Source organism: Achromobacter marplatensis (genome assembly GCF_002209535.1).
Taxonomy (GTDB): Bacteria; Pseudomonadota; Gammaproteobacteria; order Burkholderiales; family Burkholderiaceae_B; genus Achromobacter; species Achromobacter marplatensis.
The window spans coordinates 76,113-99,488 of sequence record NZ_NJIG01000004.1; the positions used below are offsets into that span (position 1 = coordinate 76,113).

A 23,376-nucleotide genomic window follows, 5' to 3' on the forward strand; every position below is an offset into this window, starting at 1 on the left:
CCGCATCCACACTCCCACTAGAGACCCGCCACATGCCTATCGCGTTCAATCGTGTCTACCTGGAGAGCGCCGGCTATTTCATGCCGGGCGAGCCCGTGTCCAACGACGCCATGGACAGCTACATCGCGCCATTGAACCGGATGTCCAGCCGCATCAAGAGCCGCATCCTGGCCGAGAACGGCATCAAGCACCGCTATTACGCCATCGATCCCGAAGGCGCCACCGTGTTCACCAACGCCCAGTTGGCCGCCAACGCGATCCGCGATTGCCTGCGGCGCAACGACAGCGATCTGTCGGCCGTGTCGCTGTTGACCAGCGGCTCGTCGGGCGGCGACGCGTTGATGCCGGGCTTTTCGAACATGATCCAGGGCGAACTGGCCGCGCAGCCGATGGAGACGTTGTCGGTGCACGGCATCTGTGCCGCCGGCGTGTCGGCCATCCAGGTGGCCGCGCAAGGCGTGGAAATGGGCGGGCACGCCAGCGCCCTGGCCGTGGCCAGCGAACTGCCGTCGCGGCTGTTCAAGCGTTCGCGCTTTGCGGCGCGCGGCTACGACGCGGATTTCGATGCGCACTTCCTGCGCTGGATGCTGTCGGACGGCGCGGGCGCGCTGCTGCTGGGCAATACCGGCCGCGCGCTGCCCGGCGCCTCCAGCGGCGTGCGGCTCAAGCTGAAGTGGGTGCACCAGCGTTCGTTCTCGGGCGACTATCCGGTGTGCATGCAGCTGGGGCTGTCGGCCGACCGGCAGAAGGGCCACCTGGACTACCCGTCCTGGAATGAGGCCGAGGCCGACGGCGCGCTGTCCTTGCGTCAGGACATCCGGCTCTTGCCGCACCTGTTCGACATCGGCATCCACGAATACGCGAAACTGGTGCGCGACGGTTGGCTGGACCCGGACCAGGTGGATCACTTTCTGTGCCACTACTCGTCTGAAAAATTCATTCCGGTGGTCGAGGACCTGATGGAGAAGGCGGGCCTGGTGATCCCGCGCGAACGCTGGTTCAGCAACCTGGCGTGGCGCGGCAACACGGGCGCGGCATCCATCCTCATCATGCTGGCCGAATTCCTGGAGACGCGCGAGGTCAAGCCGGGCGAGCAGATCTTCTGCTACATCCCCGAGTCCGGCCGCTTCATGGCCGCCTACATGTTGCTGGAGGCCGAAGCCGTGCATGCGCCGCTGGTCGTCGCGGGCGCCAAGGCAGCGGGGTTGCCTGCGGCTGCACGCGAGGACGCGCAAAGCGGCGACGCCGATGCGATCGCGCCGCCGCATGACCCCGACATGGCGCCGCAAGGGCTGGGCCAGTTGCTGACCGAGCTGGCCGCCATCTGGCACGACTACCGTTCGCGCGTCTGGCGCACGCCGGTGGTGCGCCGGTTGCGCAACCGCCAGTTCCAGACGGCGGACTACCTGAACTGGATGGAAAACTGGGTTCCGCAGGTGCGCGAAGGCAGCAAGTGGATGCGCGAAGGCGCGGCTTCGCTCTCCGAACAGTACGCGCCGCTGGCCGCGCTGATCGACATGCATGCAGGCGAAGAGCAGAACGATTTTCAGATCCTGTTCCAGGATTACCGCAACGCGGGCGGTACGGTGGACAACATCGATGCACTGCGCCGCAACCCGGGCGGCGAGGCGCTGAACGCGTATCTGCACAGCCTGGCCGCCACGCGCGATCCGATCGGCCTGTTGGGCGCGATCTACATCATCGAAGGCACGGGCCAGCGCATCGTGCCCGCGCTGTTGCCGCTGCTGAAGGCCAGCCTGACGCTGCCGCCCGACGCCTTCCGCTTCCTGGAATACCACGGTCACAACGACGAGCACCATCTGGCGCGCTGGCTGTCGGCGGTGGAGCTGGCGCTGGACTGCGACGAGGACGGCCGTGCCGAGCAACGCATCGTGGATACCGCGCGCCGCACGGCCGCGCTGTACCTGATGCAGTTCCATCACGTGATGGAGGGCGACACGGCATGAGCAAGGAACCCGAATTCCTGACCCGCGCGCACGATCCGGCTGACCCCAGCCCGTGGCTGGCCTTGTACCTGGACCGCAGCACGCCCTTGCCGGACAAGGTGAAGAAGGCCTGGCTGACGGATTCCAGCTGCGCGTCGCGCCAGTACCTGCTGCCGTTCCTGCGGCCGCTGGCACGCGCCTTCATCATCCTGATCCAGGTGATCAAGACGTTCCTGCCGCGCCGCTGGTCGCATTCGAAGCTGCTGCACCGCATCCTGGCGTGGGGCCTCAAGCGCTTCGTGTCGCCCGAGGCCAACTGGCTGATCCTGCGGCACTTCCATCTGGGCGCGCAGGCGCTGGCGTTCATCGCCGCGAATTCGCCCGTGCCGATCACGACGCATCCACTGGAACCGCTAGAGATCGACGACTTGAAGGACGAGCTGTTCGTCAAACACGACCTGAACCTCTTCAACTTCGTCATCCGGTTGAACCAGGCGCTGCGCGAGGCGGGCGTGGAAATGCACGCGCCCGAATCCGTCGATTTCTCGATGATCCAGGACCCGCCGCTCAAGCTGGAAGACATGCCGCAGGGCAAGCTGAACTTCCTGGACCTGCAGAGCGCCATCGAGCTGTTCACGCCGCTGTATCAGTTGATGCTGACCGACAACGATTTCTGGCGCGCGTGCAATTCGCTGCAGCTGGACGAGACCATCGGCATCTACGCGGCCAAGCTGCTGGGCGCGCCGCAGCATCTGATCCTGGTCAACAACAGCCATCCGCTGGTGCCCATGTCGACGCTGCGCGCGGGCTACCGCCTGGTGCTGCACGGCTTGTCGACCGAGATGCTGCATAGCCTGTTGATGGAGATGAAGGCCGCGCAGCAGGGGGCGGAGCCGCCGGCGCCGATCGCGTAGCGACTTGGTGTTGACCCTGCGTTACAGGGCGTAAGGTGCGCGTTATAGTCCGAGTCCCTATTACGGAAAGCGCCCGACATGCCTCAGCCCATTGAAGTTATTGCCACCGTCCTGTTCGCCGTGGCGGTCCTTCATACTTTTTCGGTGCCGGTCTTTGCGCGCCTGGCGCATCGCGGTGGCCCGCATGCGGGCTTCTGGCATCTGTTCTCGGAAGTCGAGGCCGTGTTCGGCGTGTGGGCCTTTGCGCTGATCGTGGCGATGGCGGCGCTGTCGGGTCCGGCCACCGCCATCAACTACATGGACACGCGCAACTTCACGGAGCCGCTGTTCGTCTTCGTGATCATGGTGGTGGCGGCCAGCCGGCCCATCCTGGAGCTGGTGGGGCTGCTGGTGCGCATCGTGGCGCGCGTGCTGCCGTTGCCGCGCGAGCTGGCCACGTTCTTCGTCGTGATGGCGCTGGTGCCGCTGGGCGGCTCGTTCATCACCGAGCCGGCCGCCATGACGCTGGCCGCCATCCTGCTGCGCGACGCGTACTTCCGTACCAGCGGGCGCGCCGGCTTCAAATACCTGACCCTGGGCGTGCTGTTCGTGAACGTGTCGATCGGCGGCGTGCTGACGTCCTACGCCGCGCCGCCGGTGCTGATGGTGGCGTCCACCTTCGGCTGGGATTCCACCTACATGGTGCAGCACTTCGGCTGGCGCGCCGCGCTGGCGGTCTGCGTCAACGCCGCCATGCTCACCTTCATCTGCCGCAAGGCGCTGATGGAACGCTCGGTGGGCACGGGCGGGGGCGTGGACGCGCCGGAAGGGGCGGATTCGCGTCCCCCGGTGCCGGCCATCGTCATCCTGGTGCACCTGGTGTTCCTGGTGGCCGTGGTGCTGACCGCGCACCATCCGGCGATCTTCCTGGGCCTGCTGATGATGTTCATCGGCTTCTCGGAAGCCTACAAGCGTCACCAGAACCGCCTGTTGATCAAGGAAGGCCTGATGGTGGGCTTCTTCCTGGCCGGGCTGGTGGTGCTGGGCGGTCTGCAGAAATGGTGGTTGCAGGACCTGCTGGGTGGACTGGAGCCGTTCGTGCTGTTCTGGGGCGCGACCGCGCTGACGGCCATCACCGACAACGCGGCGCTGACCTACCTGGGATCGCTGGTGGAAGGCACCAACGAGGCGTGGCGCTACATGCTGGTGGCCGGCGCGGTGACGGGGGGCGGGCTGACTGTGATCGCCAATGCGCCCAACCCGGCGGGTTTCGCCATCCTGAAGAACCACTTCCCGGACGGCAGCATTTCGTCCGGCCGGCTGTTCCTGTCCGCCCTGGGGCCGACCCTGGTGGCGGCCGTGATGTTCCTGCTTCCCGTCTAGGGGAACGGCGCCGCCGCGCCCGGGGACAGCCCCCGGGACGGCGCTTGCCGCCCGCCCGGCGGGCCGGACACCGACGGTTCATGAAAAACCGCTAAAATTCAAGACTTTCCCCGTATTTTTTCCGGCCTTGCCCACCCGCCGCCCCGGACGCCTTCGTCCGGCGACTGACGGCTTTTGATTTGCCGGGCCCGCGCCTGGGAGCCCTTGATGCCCATCTACGCTTATAAGTGCAGCGCCTGCGGCCATGCCAAAGACGTTCTGCAGAAGATTTCCGATGCGCCGCTTTCGGTTTGCCCCGAATGCGGCCAAAGCACGTTTTCCAAGCAGGTGACCGCGGCTGGATTCCAGCTCAAGGGCTCCGGCTGGTACGTCACCGATTTCCGCGGCAACGGCAATGGCGGCGGCAGCGCCGCCAGCACGTCCGCGTCCGCCTCCGGTGACGGCGCGGCACCCGCCGCCGCACCGGCTGCTACGCCGGCCCCGGCTGCCGCAGCGCCGGCCGCCGGATCGCCGGCCGCCGGGTCGCCGGCCGCCGGATCGTCTACGGCGTAGATCGCACGCCATGCGGATGCGCCTCATCAAAAAGTACTTCATCACCGGCCTGCTGATCTGGGTTCCCCTGGTCATCACGGTGTGGGTGCTGGGTCTGCTGGTCGCCACCCTGGAAGGGTTCGTGCCTGGCTTCCTGTCGTCCGAATCGCTATTCGGCATCGACATCCCCGGCTTCCGCTTCGTCCTGGTCATTGTGGTGGTGCTGATGACGGGCGTGTTTGCGGCAAACCTGATCGGCCGTACCATGGTGGACCAGTGGGAAAACCTGCTGGGCCGCATTCCGTTGGTGCGCTCGATCTACAACTCGGTCAAGCAGGTCAGCGATACGGTGCTTGCCCCGAACGGCCAGGCGTTCCGCCGCGCGGTGCTCGTGCAATACCCGCGCGCGGGCTCCTGGACCATTGCTTTTGTCACCGGCACGCCCAGCGGTGAAGTGGCCAGCCTGTTGCCCGGCGACCACATCAGCGTGTATGTGCCGACGACGCCGAACCCCACGTCCGGCTTCTTCCTGATGGTGCCTCGCGCTGACGCGATCGACCTTCAGATGAGCGTGGACGCGGCATTGAAGTACATCGTTTCCATGGGCGTTGTCGCCCCGGCCCAGGCGCCCGCGCCCGTGGACCGGCCGGCCCCGCTCTCTCCGGCGCCTGGCGTGCAAGACGCGCCTCGCGCCGATTCGTAACCCTTACGCTCAAACTAAGCACACAACGGAGTCATCCCGCATGCGTACCTGCTACACCGGCCAGGTTTGCCGTGACCATCTCGGCCAGACCGTCACCCTGTACGGCTGGGTGAACCGCCGCCGCGACCACGGCGGGGTCATCTTCATCGACTTGCGCGACCGCGCGGGCCTGGCCCAGATCGTGTTCGATCCGGACAACGCCGCCTTCGCCACCGCCGAACGCCTGCGCAACGAATTCTGCGTCCGCGTCACCGGCCTGGTGCGCGAGCGTCCGGCCGGTACCGCCAACAGCGAACTGGCTTCGGGTGAAATCGAAGTGCTGTGCAAGGAAGTCGAGATCCTGAACGCGTCGGTCACGCCGCCATTCCAGCTGGACGACGACAACCTGTCGGAAACGACCCGCCTGACGCACCGCGTGCTGGACCTGCGCCGCCCGCAGATGCAGCGCAACCTGATGCTGCGCTACCGCGTGTCGATCGAAACGCGCAAGTTCCTGGACCAGTTGGGCTTCATCGACATCGAAACCCCGATGCTGGCCAAGAGCACGCCGGAAGGCGCGCGCGACTACTTGGTGCCCTCGCGCGTGAACGCCGGCCACTTCTTCGCGCTGCCGCAGTCGCCGCAGCTGTTCAAGCAGATGCTGATGGTGTCGGGCTTTGACCGCTACTACCAGATCACCAAGTGCTTCCGCGACGAAGACCTGCGCGCTGACCGCCAGCCCGAATTCACCCAGATCGACTGCGAAACCTCGTTCCTGAACGAGTTCGAGATCCGTGAAATCTTCGAAAACCTGATCCGCCACGTGTTCAAGGTGGTGCAGGGCGTCGAGCTGGCGTCGCCGTTCCCCATCATGCCGTGGACGGAAGCGATGCGCCGCTACGGTTCGGACAAGCCGGACCTGCGTGTGAAGCTCGAATTCACCGACATCACCGACGTGATGCGCGATGTGGACTTCAAGGTATTCGCCGCCGCCGCCACGGCGCCCGGCAGCCGCGTGGTCGCCCTGCGCGTGCCCGGTGGTGCGGAAATGTCGCGTAGCGAAATCGACGCCTATACGCAATTTGTCGGCATCTACGGCGCCAAGGGCCTGGCCTACATCAAAGTCAACGAAGTGGCCAAGGGCCGTGACGGCCTGCAATCGCCCATCGTCAAGAACCTGCACGACGCTGCGCTGGCTGAACTGGTCAAGCGCACCGGCGCGCAAGACGGCGACATCATTTTCTTCGGCGCGGATCGCGAGAAGGTCGTCAACGACGCCATCGGCGCGCTGCGCGTGAAGATCGGCCACAGCGAATTCGGCAAGAAGACCGGCCTGTTCGAAGCCGGTTGGCAGCCGCTGTGGGTGGTCGACTTCCCGATGTTCGAATACGACGAAGAAGACGGCCGCTACACCGCCGCCCACCACCCGTTCACCAGCCCGAAGGATGGCCACGAAGACTTCCTGGAAACCGATCCCAGCAAGGCGTTCGCCAAGGCCTACGACATGGTGCTGAACGGTTGGGAAATCGGCGGCGGCTCGGTCCGTATCCACCGCGAAGAAGTCCAGAGCAAGGTGTTCCGCGCACTGAAGATCGGCGCCGAGGAAGCCCGCGAGAAGTTCGGCTACCTGCTGGATGCGCTGCAGTACGGCGCGCCTCCGCACGGCGGCATCGCCTTCGGCCTGGACCGCATCGTCACGATGATGACCGGCGCCGAATCGATCCGCGACGTGATCGCCTTCCCGAAGACGCAGCGCGCGCAGGATCTGCTGACGCAAGCGCCGTCGGAAGTCGATGAAAAGCAACTGCGCGAATTGCACATTCGGTTGCGTAACGTCGACAATAAGTAATCCCCCCCGAGGCGCCGGGGCGCCTCCCCCCCAGGGGGGCGCCTCGCGGGACCGGCGGAGCCGGATCCTCGGCGGCCCGGATTGTGCGGCGGCACTTGCTTGCGGTGTGTTGCGTTGCTTTTGTGGCGTCGCTGCTCGTTGGTGTTCTGTTGCGGCAAGGGTTCGCTGAATTGGAGTAATCTGGCAAACGCCGCTTTCCGGCGGTGCTTGCCAGAGTCGCTCTTGGGCCTGGCTAGTGGTTCCTCTGCTTTCAAAGGCGCCATCGCTTTTATGTCGCTCATCCGTGTCGTCAGCTACAACATCCACAAGGGCCGTTCGGCATTGGGCCGGCGCGATTCCCTGAATGAACTGCGCTTAGGGCTCTACGGCCTGCGCCCCGATCTGGTCTTCCTGCAGGAAGTCCAAGGTCGCAACGAGCAGAAATCCCTGCTCGATGCCCAACACGAATCCCTTGCCGCCGCCTTGCGGCTGGATGTGGCCTACGGCCGCAACGCCATCCGCCACGCGACGGACCATGGCAACGCGCTGCTGTCGCGCTTTCCCATTCTTGACCACGAAAACCTGGACATCTCCGACCATCGGTTGGAGCAACGCGGCCTGCTGCATGCGCGCGTCGAGCTCGATGGCCGAGCGGTGCATTGCTTCGTGGTGCACTTGGGCCTGTTCGCCGGTAGCCGCACCCGCCAGGTCCTGGCGTTGACCGAGCGTATCCGGCGCATGGTGCCGGACGGCGAGCCCATCCTGATCGCGGGTGATTTCAACGACTGGAATGACCGGCTTGCGCCGCTGTTTGTGCAGCAGCTTGGCCTGTACGAAGTGTTCTCGCATGCACCGCGTAGCCATGGCGGTGAATTGCCGCGCCTGCGTGATTCCGTCAAACGGCTGAGCAATGCGCTGCGAGGTCTGCCCAATAGCGGCCTGTCCGTCATGGAACGCAACAATCAGCTGGGCATGGAGGGCAGTTCGCGCCTGCTGCTGCCGCCGCCCCGAACCTTCCCGGCCGTGTTCCCGTGGTTCCGTCTGGACCGCATCTACCAGCGCGGCTTCGCTGTGCGCAGCGCCCGTGTGCTGCGCGGCCGCGAATGGGCGCGGCTATCCGATCACTCTCCGTTGCTGGCCGAACTGGAACTCCCGTGAAGGCCGAGCAGGTCAAGCTGGAATGGACCGACGGCAACAGCATCCGCCTGTTGCAGAACGGCGCCGACTTCTTTCCCGCGCTGTGCGCGGCCATCGATGCCGCCCAGTTCAGCGTGCATCTGGAAACCTACATCTTTATGCTGGACCGCACCGGGTTGCGGGTGCTGGAATGCTTGGCCGCGGCGGCCCGGCGCGGCGTGAAGGTGCGGGTGGTGCTGGATGGTTTCGGCAGCGCGATGAACGTCGACGCCGTACGCGCAAGGCTGCTTGAAGCCGGCGCGCAATGCCGCATTTTCCGACCCGAACCGCGGTGGTTCGCGCGCCTTATTCCGTCGCGCAGCCGCTTGCGACGGCTGCATCGGAAGGTCACCATCGTGGATGGAAGCATCGCCTTCATCGGCGGCATCAACGTCATCGACGACTACGACGATCTGGACCCCACGGACGGCATTTCGGCGCCGCGCTTCGACTTCGCCGTGCAGGTGGAAGGGCCGCTGGTCACCGATGCGGCCTACGCGCAAGACCTGCTGTGGGTGCGCCTGAACTGGGCGCGCCTGCGGCGCCATCCGCGCGACTGGAACCGTATGCGGCTGACCAAGCCGCACCATGCCCCTGTCGCCCCATGCGGCACGTTGCGGGCGGCGCTGGTGTTGCGCGACAACCTGCGCTACCGGCAGACGTTCGAACGCGCCTACCTGTACGGCATCACGCAGGCGCGCCGCGACATCCTGATCGCCAACGCGTACTTCTTTCCGGGCCGCCAGTTTCGCCGTGCGCTGGCAAAAGCCGCCGCCCGCGGCGTGCGGGTACGGCTGCTGCTGCAAGGCAAGGTCGAATACCGCATGCAGTACCACGCCACCCGGTCGCTGTATGACCAGCTGCTGCGCGACGGGATCGAGATCTATGAATACATGCCGAGCTACCTGCACGCCAAGGTCGCAGTGATCGACAACGTGGCTACTGTGGGCTCGTCCAACCTGGACCCTTTCAGCCTGCTGCTGGCGCGCGAGGCCAACGTCGTCGTGGACGACCAGCCCTTCGCCTGGGACTTGCAGGAACGCCTGGAAACGGCCATCCGAGACGGCGGCCACTTCATCCGTCCGTTGGAATACCAGCGCCGCGGCTGGGTGCGGCGCTGGGTGGATGCGGCGTCCTACACGCTGCTGCGCATCGGTGTGGCGCTGACGGGCACGTCGGATAAGTACTAAGCGCGCGGCTCAAGCGCGAGGTTCACACGCGTCGCTTGATCAGCCCCAGCGCCAGGGCGGTGCCCACCAGGATGATGGCCGCGCCCACCGCGATGGACGGCGTGATGCGTTCGTCCAGGAACCACGCGCCCCACACCACGCCGAAGATCGGCACCAGGAAGGTCACGCTGACGGCGCCGGTCGGGCCGACGTTGGCGATCAGGCGGAAAAAGATGATGTAGGCCGCGCCGGTGCACACGACTGCTAGCAGGATGGTGGAGATCCACGCCGCCATCGAGGCGGGCGTTTCAGGCCACGCGGAGATGGCCAGGGGCAGCAGCACGAGCGACGCCGCGATCATGCTGCCGGTGGCGCTGGCCAAGGCGTCCACGCCGGTCAGAAAGCGCTTGGTCCAGTTCGCGGCGATGCCGTAGAAGATGGGCGCCGATACGGCGGCCAGCACCGCCGGCCCCGTGCCGCCCGCCTGGAAGTTCAGCTTGTCCCACACCAGCACGATGATGCCCAGGAACCCGATCATCAGGCCCAGGGAACGCATCCACGGCAGCCTGTCCTTCAGCCAAAGCCATCCGACGACCGCGCCCCATACCGGGGTCACCGCGTTGGCCACCGACAGGAAGCCGGCGCCCAGGGATTGGGCCGCGTAGGCGTACAGCAGGAAGGGTATGGCGGCGTTCAGGGTGCCAACCACCAGCAGCGCCTTCCAGTGCCGGGCGATCACCGGCAGCTTGCCGCGCCACATGGCCGCGGGCAGCAGGAACAGCGCGGCCAGGCCGACACGAAGCTCGATCAGCGCGATCGGACCGAAATCGCCGACGGCGACGCGCATGAACAGGAAGGAGCCGCCCCAGACCGCCGCAAGCAGCAGCAGGTCCAGCAGATTGCGTTGACGCATGGTTTGTCTCGGGTTTGCCTTTAGGGGGCGTGTCTGGGCTTGCGCCTATTTCCGGCTAGTGACCAGATTCTTCATCTTGACCCGATACGCCAATAGCGCACAGGCCAATGAAAGGACGATACATAGGACGAGCCCGGCCCGCACTCCGTTTAGTACCGTGCTGTGGGAAATGATGATGCCCACTACGGCCGTGCCCAGCGCGCTGCCGATGGCGCGGGTGGTCTGCACCAGCGCCGAGGCCACGCCCACGTCGCGGCGCTCGCTCAGCATCTGCATGAAGAGCGTCAGGTTGGGCAACAGGAAGCCCAGTGCACAGCCATTGACGAAGAAGGCGGCCAGGATCCACCAGGCGGAGGTGCCCGGAGAAATCAGCAGCACCATCAGCGTGCCGGCGGCCAGCAACAGGCCGCCGAACACCATCAGTCGCTGCGGCTCGGTCTGCTTGGGGAACAGGCGCCCGTTGACGATGCTGCCGACCGAGATCGCCGCGACCAGCGGAGTCAGCAGCAGGCCGGCCTCGCTGGGCGTGTAGCCCAGCACCTGCTGCAGCAGCAGGGGGCTGTAGAAGATCAGCACGAACATCACCGCGCCGACCATCATCGCGGCCAGGTTCAGCAGCCGGGAATCGCCGCCAGCCAGGACGCGCAGCGGAAAGATGGGCGATTTCACGCGGCGTTCGGTGGGGATCAGGATGGCGATGGCGGCCACGCCGATCAGGGCGAGGATGCCCCCCAGTAGCGGGTGCGCGTGTTCGCCGCGCGCGAACGCCAGCTCCAGGGCTGCCAGCGGCGCGCCGACGGCCAGCACCAGCAGGATGGCGCCCAACCAGTCGATCCGGCGGCTGCCGTCATGAATGGGGCGGATGCGGGGGAAGTAGCGCGCCAGCAGGAAGAAGGCGCCGGCCGCCGCGATCGGGGAAATGAAGAACGCTGCGCGCCAACCCAGCGCCTGCGTGGCCGCACCGCCCAGCACGGGGCCAATGCCGCTGGCCATGGCGAAGGCGGCGGACACCAGCGCCATCCAGCGCACGCGCTGCTTGGCGTCGGGAAACAGGTCGGCGGGCGCCGCAAACGCGGTGGCGATCATCATGCCGCCACCAATCCCTTGCAAGGTCCGGAACACGATCAGCTGGGTCATGGACTGCGCCAGTCCACAGGCGATGGACCCCAGCGCAATGATCAGCACGGAGACCAGCATCAGCGGCTTGCGGCCGAACATGTCGCCCAGGCGGCCGAAGATCAGGATGGAGGCTGCAGTAGCCAGCAGGTAGCCGGTGCCGACCCAGGCGTAGAGGGCCATGCCGTTCAGCGCTTCGGCCACGCGCGGCAGCGTGGTGCTGATGATGGTGGAATCCAGCGCGGCAAGCACCACGGTCGCCGACACCCCCGCCATGGCCATCAAGAGGTCCCTGCGGGAGTGGGCGGGGTCAGTGGCTGGCGGGGTCGGTGATGGCGGCGGCGTCATGCCGCCTAGGATATCACCGGCCCACTAGGGTTTTCACTTGTAGAACGAGTGGTAACCCCAGAATACCGCGACGACCAGCAGCACCAGCACCCACGACCAGCGCGAATTGGACAGTCCGCGGGGTTCGGGCTCGGGGGGAGGGGGCGGCGGCGCCACGCGGGGTTGTTTGGCCATGTGGTCGATAAAGGCCGCGAAGAACTTCTGGATGATCTTGTCGCCGGCTTTCAGCAGCAGGCCTTCGCCGCATTCGGCCAATTTGCCGCCCGCCATGCCGGCCACGGTGTAGGCCACGCGGGTGCCCTGGTCTTTGGTGCTGAGGTTGACCTGGGCGGTGCCGATGGCCAGGCAGGCGGCGCGGCCTTTGCCTTCGAACACCAGGGTACAACTGTCGGGGGCATTGACGTCAGAGAGCAGGATCTCGCCCTCGTAGTCGGTATCGATCCCCGCGATATTGGCTCGAAGGGTGACGGCATACTCGGTCGGGCTGCGCATCGCGACTTCCACGCAGCCCGGTATGCATTTCTGCAACACTCTCGGGTCGGTCAACGCATCCCATGTCTGGTGCTGCGTCGAAGGAATCCATTGGGCATCGGCAATGCGCATGGCTGTCTCCTTATGCCTGTCGTTGTGAACCTATTCTCGCTCCAATTTCGGGCAGATGCCAGTATTGGCTGCCGCGGCCGGGTATCGGCCACGGGCAAGGGGACACTAGGGCAGGGGCTGGAAGACGGGGGCGAGGGCCTCGCGGAAGCGGCGAGTGCCCGCATCGGTCAGATGGTGCTTGTCGCGGTACAGCGTGCGGCCATGGTCGGCGACCAGGCAGCCGGGAGCGGAACAAAGCAGTGCGGCGGGATCCAGGACGGTGAAGCCATATTTGGCTCTCAGCGCCTCGATATCTGCGTTCACAGCCTGTTGCCGCAACTGGTGCTGGGCCAAGGTGGGACCGTAAACCGCTTCGCCGCCGTGCCGCAGGCTTTCGATCACCTTGCCGTATGGGGTGCGGTCCGATGGCAGCTCCGGTACGTCCAGAACCAGATCGATTGTCTTTCCAGCCTTCGACAGCCGCGCCAGGGTACGGTCCAGGCCCGTGTAGAAGAGCGAACGGCCGGGTTCGGCCTGGCCGTCGCGCAGTTCAGTCACCGTTTCCGCGGCGTCGGTCCAGTAGCCGGCGATGACAACACGTTTGATCGGCGAACGCACCAGATAGTCCAGCGCGGCATCGGTGATATCCACGCATTCCCGGCGGGTCGGCGGCACGACCCCAGCCAAGGGGACGCAGCTGGAATAGGTCAGGCCGATGCCGGGTTGCTGCTGTTCGTAGGCAAGGACGTCCAGGGCCGATGTCCACATCCGGGCGTGTGAATCTCCAAGGATCGCGAAGGCGGGCGCGCCTGCGTCCGCGTCGCCCAACGCGCAGCCGCCTTTGCCGTCGCGGATTGTCTGCAGCGAGGGATTGCCTTCGCATCGGGCGCCCGGCGTAGCCAGCGTGTCGGCGCCCAGCGTGATGATGGCTTGCGGCAGCGGCTGCGCGAACGGCTGGCCGGCTTCGCCGACGCGCTGCGCCCCATATCCCAATGCCCAGCACGCAACCAGGGCGAATGCCGCCCAAGCCAGCGTGCGGCGTTCGGCGAGGGCGTCACCGCCAGCGGCGCGGAACGGCCGTTCAATCCAGCGCCAGGACGCCCAGGACGCTACGAGGATGACCCCTAGCAGCCACCAGACCGGTACCGGTGGTAGCCCCCAGGCATACCACCCTGTGGACCGCATGAGCACAAGCAGAGGCCAATGCCACAGGTACAGGGAATAGGAAATCAGTCCAATGAAGACAATGGGGCGAAAGCTCAGCATGCGGCTTACCCAGCTGCCGCCCGGGCGGGCGCCGGAATAGATGATCAGCAAGGCCCCCAGGCACGGTGCCAGCGCGTTCAGCCCCGGAAAGACGGTTTTTCCCGTATAGGCAAAGACGCTCCAGAGGATGAGGCAAAGGCCAAGCGTGCCCGCGATCTGCGCCATGGCGGCGCTGCGCGGTACCCCTTTGCCCCGCTGAGTGCTTGACGCCAGCAAGCTGCCCAGCAGCAATTCCCAGGCGCGCGTCGGCAACAGATAGAAGGCGCCGGCGGGGTCGCGCGCCAGCATCCATTGGCTGAGGCCGAGCGACGCCAGCAGCAGGGTCCACAGCAGCGCTTCCCGGCCATGCCCTTGCCTGTCGCTGTGACGGCCCAGCCAGAAACACAGCGCCAGCAGGCCGGGCACGACTACGTAGAACTGTTCCTCGACTGCCAGCGACCAAGTGTGGAGCAAGGGCTGGTTCGACAGCGCATTCTGCTGCCAGTAATCGTTCTGCGTGTGCCAGAACAAGTGGTTCGAGAAAAAGTAGGCGACGCGTTGCGTGGCACGGCCGACTTCCGTCAATTCGCCCGGCAGCAACAGGAAGACGCTGGCCAGCAAGGTGAACGCCACGGTCGCCAGGAGCGCAGGGAAAATGCGCCGCACCCGCCGCACGTAGAAATGGCGCAGCGAAAACCGCTGTGCGGCGAAATCCTGCAACAGCAGCAGCGTGATCAGGTAGCCAGAGATGACAAAGAAAACGTCCACCCCGACAAAGCCGCCGTGGAACGGATTGATGTCGGCATGGAACAGCACGACAGGCAGCACGGCCAGCGCGCGCAGGCCGTCGATATCTGGGCGGTACTTGATCACGGGAGTGTCATTGAGCGTGCGTAAATCAGCATTCGATTCATAGGTCGGATCCTGCGCCGATGCTGAGTTGACGCGGCGCCAGACCCTCTACTGCTGATGGAAGTAAGCGTCTTTGTGCTGTTCGAAGAATGCTTTCAGCTGGGCGGGGTCCTTCAAGATGTTCAATTGCTTGATCGAGACGTTGAAGGCCTTGTCGGTCGCTTTCGTGTAGATCCGCAGATACAAAGAGCCTAGGTTGTCCGTGAGCTTGTCGCCGCGATTGAATCCGAGGCGGTTGAGCATAACGATGTTGTCCTTACCCGCCTTGATATCGTTGTACTCGCGGGTAGCAGAGTGCCCTTCCTTGTCATAAAGCAACATTCCCAATTGGTGGTCTGCCGCGCTGTTGATGATCAGGGCAATCGTGTCGCCGCTAGTGACGGGACGATTCAACTTGAGCTCGATGCGTCCTTCCGTATGCCCTCCCGCCGGGTTTATACGAAGGTCTCCCGCCGCCTCGGTTGCCTTGGAAGCGTTATAGGAGGCTTCCATATCCAGGGGCAGGTTCTCCGGTTGCAGGACCTTTTCGACGGAGAACGCCGACTGCGTGTAGGCAAGCGTGCGACCGCTGGGCAGGGGATGCACATAGACCGAGCATTGTTGAGGAGTCTTGTCTAGTCGCAGCGAGACGAAGAACCTGTCGTCAAACGGGAGGCTCTGGTTGTAGTGCCCTCGGCTCTTTGCGGACACCTCGCGGCCATCGACGCTGCAGCTTACCGTGACCGGATACGTGTCCGTCCAATATGGATGTGGCGCGCCCACCATCGAGAACATGACCGTGTATGAATTATCGGCATTCTGCGACAGTTGCAAGGGATACTGCTGTTGGAAGTCCTGGGAGCGGACGTCGGCATCCTTGCGCCATGCCGGATCGCCGGTCACCAATTCCAGCGCGCGGAATTGCGCCGTTTCAAAAAGCAGATAGTGCGTCGGATTGATCGTGGGGGGCGTGGTTTGATACAGCGTCCAGGAATGGTCAGCATTCATGAACTCGCCGCGTCGGGCAATCGTGCCGTCGCGCGCGCAACTATAGGCTTCGGTCAGTGCGGGATCCTGGGTCTGCGCCGCAAGCATGGCCAGCGCCTGCAAACCGTACAAGTGCCCATTCAGCACATGGAACTCCTGCTCCTGAGTCATGGAAGCCCACGCATACTCAGACAGCCAGCATCCTTTAGGTGAGCGCCACAACACGCCGCCCTCGGTAGGAGGAACAAGACTGCGCTTGGCGCTCTTGATGGCTTCATCGCGATAGCGTTCGATGCCGAACTGTTGCCAGCCAGCATAGAGTACCAAGGGGCCGAACAGCGCATCCATGCTCGACCACCAGTTGGCGGGAAGATTCTCGTAAGGGAAGCCGTAGAACCAGCGGTAGCCCTTGGGTGAGCGCTCGGCGGGCTCATACTCATCCAGCATGAAGTCGAGTGCACGCTTCGCCGCGGCACCTACCTTTTCGTCATGGGTGCGGTCGTAGATGTGAAGCAGACGAAATGCCAGGAAGAACGGACGCAGGGGGTCTTTTTTTGCAGCGGTAGCTTGAAGCCCTTCTTCCGTCAGGGTGACCTCATCCATCCACGTCCAGAGATACGGTGCAAGCGCTTCATCGGACCACCGGACAATAGAATGATCAGGGGCCTTCAGGGCGGGCATGGGTGCCTCGGCCGTTTGCTCAAGCACGGGCGCCCCCGATTTGCCGACAGCAAGGTAGCCAATGCCCAATGCAAGTATGGCAACGATTGATGCGATGGCTACGGGGTGTCTGAACTGCATGGCTTTCTTAGAAAATTTAGCAAGACGTAGGATCGGGTGTGTCGGCATCTGCAAAGATGCTGGCTTTTGGCCCGCTGCGCTTTGAGCGGGTTGCGCGTTCGGGTGTTGCCTCTCGGTCTAGTTATTGTTACGGCCCGCGCCCAATGCCGCTGCCACTATCACGAACGGCAAGCCGGCCAACAGGAAGAGCGTCTCGGGCGCCAAGGCTTGATTGTGATGATAGCCCCACCACAATACGGCGCCGAACCACAGCACGGCGACCAGGAAATAGCCGAGGCTGACCGGACCGTGCGCCCGGCACTTGCGTGCGAGGATCTGGTAGGCATGCGAACGATGTGCGACGTTCGGGCGCTGCTTGTGGATCAGGCGCACCAAAAGCGTTACGGTGGCGTCCAACACAAACGGGGCGGCGGGCAGCAGCCAGAGGAACAAACTCTGCTGCACGGCCTGCTGCATTTGCAAGGCGGCGACGGCGATAAAGAAGCCGCAAAATGCGCTGCCTACGTCCCCCATGAACACTTTGGCCGGCGGCCGGTTGTAGACCAGGAAGCCTGCCGCGGCCAGGGCGAGCGTCAGGCCGGCAACGGCGGGCGCCGGACCGGCCACGACGGCCCAGCACAGGCCGATCGCAATGGCCTGGGCCGCGGCGATGCCGTCAATGCCGTCCATGAAGTTGTACAGGTTGGTCATCCAGACGATGCCGATCAGGTAGAAGGCGAGCGTCAGGCCGATGGGCAGCGTGAATCCGAAGACGGTCAGGGCGGGCAGCGGCGAGAGGAACCACAGGGCGCCCGCGGCGCTTGCGACTTGCACAAGCAGCCGGCTGCGCGCGGACAGCGAGCGGCGGTCGTCGATATAGCCGATAACCGCGATTGGCAGCCCGCAGGCGAGGGCGCCGGCCGCCGAGTGCGACAGGAGCCCCATTGCCGTTGCGCCGGCGATGCCGACAATGCAGGCGGTCACTACCCCGATGCCGCCACCGCGCGGTGTCGGGCGCGAATGCGAGCTTCTGTGGTTCGGTTCGTCGAGAATGTTGCGATGATGGGCCCAGGCGATGCTGGCCCGTGTCGCCACCACTGCGACCACGAAAACGGCAATAAGCAGGAAATAGAACGTGGACATGTCGTTAAACGGCGGGCGAAACGGAATTGAGCGAGTCGGCCAGGGCGCGAGCCGGTGCAGTCGGCGGCGTCCAGCCTGCGGCGCGCGCCTTGGACCAATCCACGGGCATCGGCCGCGTCAGGCTGTCGACTTCGCGTTGACGGCCGATTGCCCCTGCGGCCACGCGCAGTAGCGCGGGGGGGAACGGCAGCAACCGTGCCGGGGCGCCGATGCCGGCGGCGATGGCGCGTATCAGGTCAGGCAATTCGAAGTCCGACCCGTCGCCGGCGATGTACACGCCCGGCGCCGCTGGCCCAGCGGCGCAGAAAGTCAGGAACGACGCCAGGTTGTCGACGTGGATGAACGAGCGGATGCCTCGCACGCTGCCGAAAGGCAGCGGGATGCCGCTCTTGACGAGCTTGATCAGGCGCGGGAAATTTCCTGGGCAGGCCGCGCCATAGACCATGGGCGGCCGTACGATGGTCAGGCGGGTGCCGCCCTCGGACAACAGGGCGGCAAGTTCGCGTTCGGCCGCGATCTTTGACCGCGCGTAGGGCGTATCGCCGCTGAGCGACGAGGTTTCGGTGATCGGATCGGCCGACCAGCTGCCGTGCACGCCCAGCGTGCTGACCTGCACGAACCGCGGCACACCGGCGGCTTTCGCGGCGGACGCTGTAGCGCAGGCCAGTTGGTGGTTGGCCTGGTCGAACAGGTCGACGCCGTCCTGCAATGCCAGCCGGGTATGGGCGCGTCCAGCCAGGTGGACCACGGCGTCGCAGCCCAGCAGGTCGGTCGCTTCAGGCTGGCCGTCGGCCTTGATGCGCCATTGGGCTCGCGTGGTGCCTGCAGGCGTCGCGTGGCGGGTGAAGGCAATGATGTCGTGCCCCTGGCCGTCAAGATAGCGCAACAGGGCCAGGCCGATGTATCCGGACGCGCCGGTCACTGCAATCCGCATGGTCATTGCTCCCGCGGCTGGTCCAGCTGCAGATAGGCCTGGGCAAGCGCCTCGTAGCTGTGATGTGTCAGAACGTAGGCATGACCGCGCTCGCCCATGGCGGCGCGTTCCGGCTCGCTGAGCGCAGCGAGTGTGCGCAGTCCCTCGGCGATTGCGCCAACCTCGCCGGGGTCGACCGAGATGCCGCACCGTGCTTCCTGCACGGGGTCGTTGCCAGCATGCAGGGCGAACAGCACCGGCAGGCGTGCCAGCATGTAGTCCCACAGCTTGTTGGGGCTGACGCCGAAACGGAACAGGGGCTCGGGACGCAGCGAGATATAGCCAATGCTGGCATGTGCCAGCAACGCCAGGACGGCCTGCTTGGGCATCTGTTCGAATAGGGCGACGCGGTCCCCCAGATTGCGTTCGGCGATCTGGGTGCGTAGCGCATCCTGGAGTTCGCCGCGGCCGACGATGATGGCCGACACCTTGTCGTCACCTTGGTCGCGCAGATGCGCGATGGCCTGCACCAGTGAATCCACATGGTTGGGCCGGCCTAGCGCGCCCGCGTAGACGACCACGCTGCGGCCTGCCTCGCGCCACTGCCGCGCCAGTTTGACGCTGGGCTGTTCCTCGGCGCTGGCGGAGGGGGCGCCTTCATCAGTGTGCACGCCATTGGGGATGTAGCGCCAGCGTTCCGGCGCCAGGCCGGTAGCCGTCATATGCTCAAGCGTGCAGGGCAGCAGGGACACGACCGTGTCGGCGTGGCGGTGTGCATAGCGCTCGACCCAGCCGGTAAAGCGCACAAGTGGATGCGTCGGCGAGACGCCCGCCAATTCTGTAAGGCTCAACGGCCACAGGTCACGTACTTCGAAGACCGAACGCGCGCCGAATTTGCGCGCCAGTGCGTGGGTGGCCAGGAACACATACGGATGCGGGCTGGAAGCCACGATGATGTCCGGACGTCCGTGCAGGCGGGCGAATTTTTCCGCATGCAATCGCATTTTCAACGTAAACGCCGCCATGTGCAGCAATCGGCCGGCGCCATTACCCTGGTAGGTGCGGGCAGGCACGAATTCGTAGGGCACGCCGGCGATGTCACGGGTGCCAGCGGTCTGCGCCGCGTCCAGCAGATGATGGAACGACGGGGTAAATACCGTCGCCCGGGCGCCCGCCTCCAACCATTGCCGGGCAAGATAATAGGGCCGGCTGTATCGGCCCACGCCCGGACCGCCCGCGTAGGGGTGTACGTACCAGATGTTGGGCTTGCCGCCCGCGGAGTGCTCAGCCAAGGTTGAGGCTCCTGTAGCGTTGCACCAGATTCGCCGCCTCGATCTCCCAGTTGAATGCCGCGGCGGCCTGGGCCACGCCCGCTTGCCGTTGCGCCAGCTGTTCACGCGTGGCGCCGCGCAGCATTGCAGCCAACGCCGCATCGTCTTCCGGGGCGACCCAGCCGCACTGATACTGCTCGATGATGCGCTGCTGTTCCTGCAACGGGTTCACGATGATTGGCAGCCCCGCATGCAGGTACTCGAATACCTTGTTGGGCAGGGAATAGTAGTGGGACAGGCAGGAGTTGTCGGTCAAGCAGATCCCGACATCCGCCGCCTTGGTATAGCCCAGCACTTCCTGCGGGGCGACTGGCGGCAGCAGATGGATATTCGGATTGGCCTGAGCGGCCGCGGCGATCTGATCGCGCAGCGGGCCGCTGCCCATGCACATCAGGTGCGTGCTGGCGGGCATCTGCGCAAACACGCTGAGCAGCCGTTCGATGCCCCGGCCGGCGATGAAGCCACCCTGGTAGATGAATAACAGATCGTCCGGCTTCACCCCCATTTTTTCACGCAGGCCATGCTGATCGGCGGCGGCAGAGGCCTGGACGGTGAATTGCGGGATGTTGCGCGTAACGTGGGGGCGTGCAATGCCGTAGCGGTTTGCATACCAGTCAGCGATAGCGTCGCTGACCACGAATACATCGTCACAGCGGCCGATCAGCCGCTTTTCGATGAAGCGGCCCAGCTTCTGTCGCACACCCTTGTAACCCGTAGTCTCGGTTTCAAGTTCGTGCGTGTCGTAGATCAGCCGGGCCCCGGTCATGCGGCTGGCCAGGTAGCACAGGGGCAGCACGGCCAGGCTGTGCGCGTTGACGCAGGTGACTTTACGGCCGCGCAGGCTGGCGAGGATACGTGCCGACCATTCCAGGTTCTTGGCGACCTTGGCGACGAACCCGTCGCGGGTGCCGAAGAGCTTGCGCGGGTAACGCAGGAAGGTGCGCTTTGCGTCCACGGGTTGTCGGTCCGGCAGGCCGGGTGCGCTGACACCGTAGATTTCGATCTGATCGAACACCTCGGCCCGTGCCAGCGCATCGGTGATGCGCAGGATCCGGCTCTCGTGGGTCAACGGCGAAGGGTAGATGTGGATATTCAGGGAAGCCATGGCGGATCAGATCGACTTGGCCCGCCGGCGGATATACGTGCGCAAGCCGGACAACCCTTCGATGAACTGGCTCTGATTCGGGTAATCGGTGTGCTTGTGGTTGGGGGCGGCAATGATGGCGTCGAGTTCCGCACGCGTTATGCCGAATTTCTTCAACACGAATTCCGTGTCGCTGGCCAAGTCGTTGCTCGCGTAGGGATCCTGCTCCATCTCTTCCAGGCCCTGCTGGCGGGTGATCTGGCCGGCACACACCAGGGCCGACAAGTGCGCGCGGCGCTTGTCGAAACCGAACTTGGTGGGCAGGTAATAGCCTTGGTACCAGCGCGTGTAGATGGATTCGTAGTGCTTGCCGCCGTAGTATTGCCAGCCAAGCTCGTCTTGCATCACGCGCATGGCCGCGGCCTTGTCGTAATCCAGGTAGTTCAGCAAGTTCACCATGCGGTACTTGCCGGTCAGGATACGCAGGGTGAACGCAGGCAGCCCGATCTGCGGGAACGTCTTCAGGCGGGTCTTGCCAAAGCGTGAATGGATCGCCCGGATGTGCTTGAGATCGTGGCTGTAATACACCCATGAAATCGGCAGGATGCCTTCGGTAACGACGTTGCTGCCATTGATGACGTAAGGCGTGCCTACCCGTTTGGCCGTATTGAGCAGCGTTGCCGTGATGGCGTGATCCGTGGGGATCTCGCAATTCGGCACAGACGCGCGCAGGAAGGACATCTGCAGGTCCTTGAACTCTTCCCAGTCGACCACATAGGTGTGCAGGTCGATGCCCAGCTTGTCCAGCGCGTTCTTGATGTTGTTGACGGCCAGCTCGGAATTCCAGCCATTGTCGAAGTGCACGGCCAGCGGGCGTAGGCCCAGTTCCTTCAGCTTGTAGATGACGTAGGTACTGTCCACGCCGCCGCTGACGCCCGTGACGCAGTCATAGTCCTTGCCCTTGCCTTCTGCGCGGATGCGCTCGACCACCTGGGCCAGCATGGATTCGCCCTGCGCGCCGCGGTGCACTTCATTGGCCACGCGCGAGAAATAGCGCGTGCAGTGGTTACAGCCTTCATCGTTGAAGACGATATCCGGGTCGGACGTGTCCATCAGGCATCGGGTGCATTGCTGATAGGGCCGCTGGAGGAATTGACTGGAAGTCATGCGTTATTTTGTGCGGAAGAAGTATAGGAACAGCGCAGTCATGGCCAGCCAGCCTGCACCTGAATTCAAGGCGGTGATGATACTGGTCTCCATCGAGACCATGACCAGCGGGATATTCAGCGGCAGTGCGAGCGGATGGTCTCGATAGACGATCGTGATCACGCAGAAAAGCAGGGCGGTCAGGATCGTGGAAACGACCACGCCGATGGGGCCGAAGTTGGCGTAATCGCTCATGAACGACACGGCGTTCAGGCTGCCCTGCATGCCCCGCTGTGTGTTTTCCTGGTAGAAGGCCTGATACAGCTTGCTGGGAACGGGTACGTATTCGCAGCCCATGAAGCGAGCCAGGGTCCGGTATCCGCATCCGTGTTCCCGCACTTCCGGGCGGCTGTAGAAATAAAACCACTGGTCGATCACCTGCCCGGGCACGAACAGGGCGCGTTCAAAGATGGCATATAGGGCCGATCCGGTCCGCCAGTCTTTTTCGGGCGCCTTTGCGGCGTTGTAGCCAGAGGCCACTTCCTTGTCGGATTGGCTGATCAGGGGTTTGCTTTCTTCCGGTACGAAGCTGGTGCGGATCCCGGGCGCGGACGCCGAGGTGGCTACCGTGATGAGCAAAGCCAGCAGCGCTGCGGTCAGCACCAGGTGCAGCCAGCGGCGCTGGAACAGCAGCAACAGCAGCAGAGGGGTGAGGAAAATGGCGGGTAGGATGCGCACGAACACTGCCAGGGAATACAGCGAGCCCACCAGCAGAACGAACCAGAAGAGCGGCTTGCGGTACAGGTAGGTGATGACTAGGAGTGCCGGCCCAAGCGCCTTGAAGCTGTAGTCGCTCATGTAGCGTAGCCACAGCGGCAAGCCGAAATAGCCTTCCTGCCGGATGACGCTGATGCCGTAGTCGTCCGAGGAAGACAGTGCCGCGAGGATCGGGACGTTGCCCAGGGTCACCATGTGGGCAATGAACACGGCCGCAAACAGCAGGGCCAGCGCCAAAAGCACCATGGACTTGGTGCGCGATAACGGCGGGGGGACGAGGTGCGTTTCGCTGGGCCAGTTGGTCAGGCGCGGGGCTGCCAACGACAGGGCTTTCCAGATCAGCACATACGATATGACGGCGCCGCCGATAATGGCGGCCACGACCGGTGCATGGCCCAGCCCCTTATTGGTCAATTCCGCGAACCACAGGCTTGCGGCCAGCAGCCATAACAGTGACGCGCAATACGCGACAAAAACGCGGTGACGTGACAGCAGACCCAGCATACGGCGCC

The 23,376-nt window shown here is 64.5% G+C and carries 19 protein-coding genes; 8 read left to right on the forward strand and 11 right to left on the reverse strand.

Annotated elements, in window-relative coordinates; genetic code table 11:
• Positions 1 to 32: 32 nt before the first annotated feature.
• From CEY09_RS10565 to clsB, 8 genes are all read left to right on the forward strand, one after another.
• Positions 33 to 1,967, forward strand: a complete 1,935-nt coding sequence (locus CEY09_RS10565) for a StlD/DarB family beta-ketosynthase (protein ID WP_088588598.1) — start codon at positions 33 to 35, stop codon at positions 1,965 to 1,967.
• On the forward strand, positions 1,964 to 2,860 hold the full coding sequence (locus CEY09_RS10570) for a DUF6999 family protein (protein ID WP_088588599.1): 897 nt from the start codon (positions 1,964 to 1,966) through the stop codon (positions 2,858 to 2,860). The genes CEY09_RS10565 and CEY09_RS10570 overlap by 4 nt, the downstream gene beginning before the upstream one ends.
• Positions 2,861 to 2,938: 78 nt before the next feature.
• Positions 2,939 to 4,222: a putative Na+/H+ antiporter gene (locus tag CEY09_RS10575; RefSeq protein WP_088588600.1), complete on the forward strand. Its 1,284-nt coding sequence runs from the start codon at positions 2,939 to 2,941 to the stop codon at positions 4,220 to 4,222.
• 207 nt (positions 4,223 to 4,429) lie between these two features.
• Entirely contained in the window at positions 4,430 to 4,774 is a 345-nt protein-coding gene (locus CEY09_RS10580; protein ID WP_088588601.1) for an FmdB family zinc ribbon protein, read from the forward strand.
• Between the two features lie 10 nt (positions 4,775 to 4,784).
• Positions 4,785 to 5,456, forward strand: a complete 672-nt coding sequence (locus tag CEY09_RS10585; RefSeq protein ID WP_088588602.1) for a DUF502 domain-containing protein — start codon at positions 4,785 to 4,787, stop codon at positions 5,454 to 5,456.
• A gap of 40 nt (positions 5,457 to 5,496) precedes the next feature.
• A complete protein-coding gene (gene aspS / locus CEY09_RS10590; protein ID WP_088588603.1) occupies positions 5,497 to 7,284 on the forward strand; it encodes an aspartate--tRNA ligase in 1,788 nt (595 codons plus the stop codon).
• A gap of 270 nt (positions 7,285 to 7,554) precedes the next feature.
• Positions 7,555 to 8,421 carry an endonuclease/exonuclease/phosphatase family protein gene (locus CEY09_RS10595; RefSeq protein ID WP_006222931.1) on the forward strand — a complete coding sequence of 289 codons (867 nt, stop codon included), beginning with the start codon at positions 7,555 to 7,557 and terminating at the stop codon, positions 8,419 to 8,421.
• Complete coding sequence (gene clsB / locus CEY09_RS10600) at positions 8,418 to 9,629, forward strand: cardiolipin synthase ClsB (protein WP_088588604.1); 1,212 nt, start codon at positions 8,418 to 8,420, stop codon at positions 9,627 to 9,629. The genes CEY09_RS10595 and clsB overlap by 4 nt, the downstream gene beginning before the upstream one ends.
• Positions 9,630 to 9,651: 22 nt before the next feature.
• Here the strand turns inward: clsB and CEY09_RS10605 are convergent, their stop codons facing one another.
• The 11 genes from CEY09_RS10605 to CEY09_RS10655 form a co-directional block, all read right to left on the reverse strand.
• Positions 9,652 to 10,521 carry a DMT family transporter gene (locus CEY09_RS10605; protein WP_006222929.1) on the reverse strand — a complete coding sequence of 290 codons (870 nt, stop codon included), beginning with the start codon at positions 10,519 to 10,521 and terminating at the stop codon, positions 9,652 to 9,654.
• 45 nt (positions 10,522 to 10,566) lie between these two features.
• A complete protein-coding gene (locus CEY09_RS10610) occupies positions 10,567 to 11,919 on the reverse strand; it encodes an MFS transporter (RefSeq protein WP_167390057.1) in 1,353 nt (450 codons plus the stop codon).
• A 99-nt stretch (positions 11,920 to 12,018) separates the two neighbouring features.
• Positions 12,019 to 12,588, reverse strand: coding sequence for an SRPBCC family protein (locus tag CEY09_RS10615; protein WP_006222927.1), 570 nt, complete (start codon positions 12,586 to 12,588; stop codon positions 12,019 to 12,021).
• A gap of 105 nt (positions 12,589 to 12,693) precedes the next feature.
• Positions 12,694 to 14,685: an acyltransferase family protein gene (locus tag CEY09_RS10620; RefSeq protein ID WP_088588606.1), complete on the reverse strand. Its 1,992-nt coding sequence runs from the start codon at positions 14,683 to 14,685 to the stop codon at positions 12,694 to 12,696.
• A gap of 87 nt (positions 14,686 to 14,772) precedes the next feature.
• Positions 14,773 to 16,491 (reverse strand): D-glucuronyl C5-epimerase family protein, encoded by a 1,719-nt coding sequence (locus CEY09_RS10625; protein WP_158218659.1) that lies wholly within the window; start codon positions 16,489 to 16,491, stop codon positions 14,773 to 14,775.
• A 117-nt stretch (positions 16,492 to 16,608) separates the two neighbouring features.
• Positions 16,609 to 17,613 carry an MraY family glycosyltransferase gene (locus CEY09_RS10630; RefSeq protein ID WP_006222924.1) on the reverse strand — a complete coding sequence of 335 codons (1,005 nt, stop codon included), beginning with the start codon at positions 17,611 to 17,613 and terminating at the stop codon, positions 16,609 to 16,611.
• 4 nt (positions 17,614 to 17,617) lie between these two features.
• The gene (locus CEY09_RS10635; RefSeq protein ID WP_158218660.1) at positions 17,618 to 18,547 is read right to left on the reverse strand and encodes an NAD-dependent epimerase/dehydratase family protein; all 930 of its coding nucleotides are present in this window, start codon (positions 18,545 to 18,547) and stop codon (positions 17,618 to 17,620) included.
• A 2-nt stretch (positions 18,548 to 18,549) separates the two neighbouring features.
• The gene (locus tag CEY09_RS10640) at positions 18,550 to 19,818 is read right to left on the reverse strand and encodes a glycosyltransferase family 4 protein (RefSeq protein ID WP_088588609.1); all 1,269 of its coding nucleotides are present in this window, start codon (positions 19,816 to 19,818) and stop codon (positions 18,550 to 18,552) included.
• A complete protein-coding gene (locus CEY09_RS10645) occupies positions 19,811 to 20,962 on the reverse strand; it encodes a glycosyltransferase family 4 protein (RefSeq protein ID WP_088588610.1) in 1,152 nt (383 codons plus the stop codon). Before CEY09_RS10645 ends, CEY09_RS10640 begins: the two co-directional genes overlap by 8 nt.
• A gap of 6 nt (positions 20,963 to 20,968) precedes the next feature.
• Positions 20,969 to 22,108, reverse strand: coding sequence for an N-acetyl sugar amidotransferase (locus CEY09_RS10650; protein ID WP_088588611.1), 1,140 nt, complete (start codon positions 22,106 to 22,108; stop codon positions 20,969 to 20,971).
• 3 nt (positions 22,109 to 22,111) lie between these two features.
• A complete protein-coding gene (locus tag CEY09_RS10655; RefSeq protein ID WP_088588612.1) occupies positions 22,112 to 23,368 on the reverse strand; it encodes a hypothetical protein in 1,257 nt (418 codons plus the stop codon).
• Between the last annotated feature and the right edge of the window lie 8 nt (positions 23,369 to 23,376).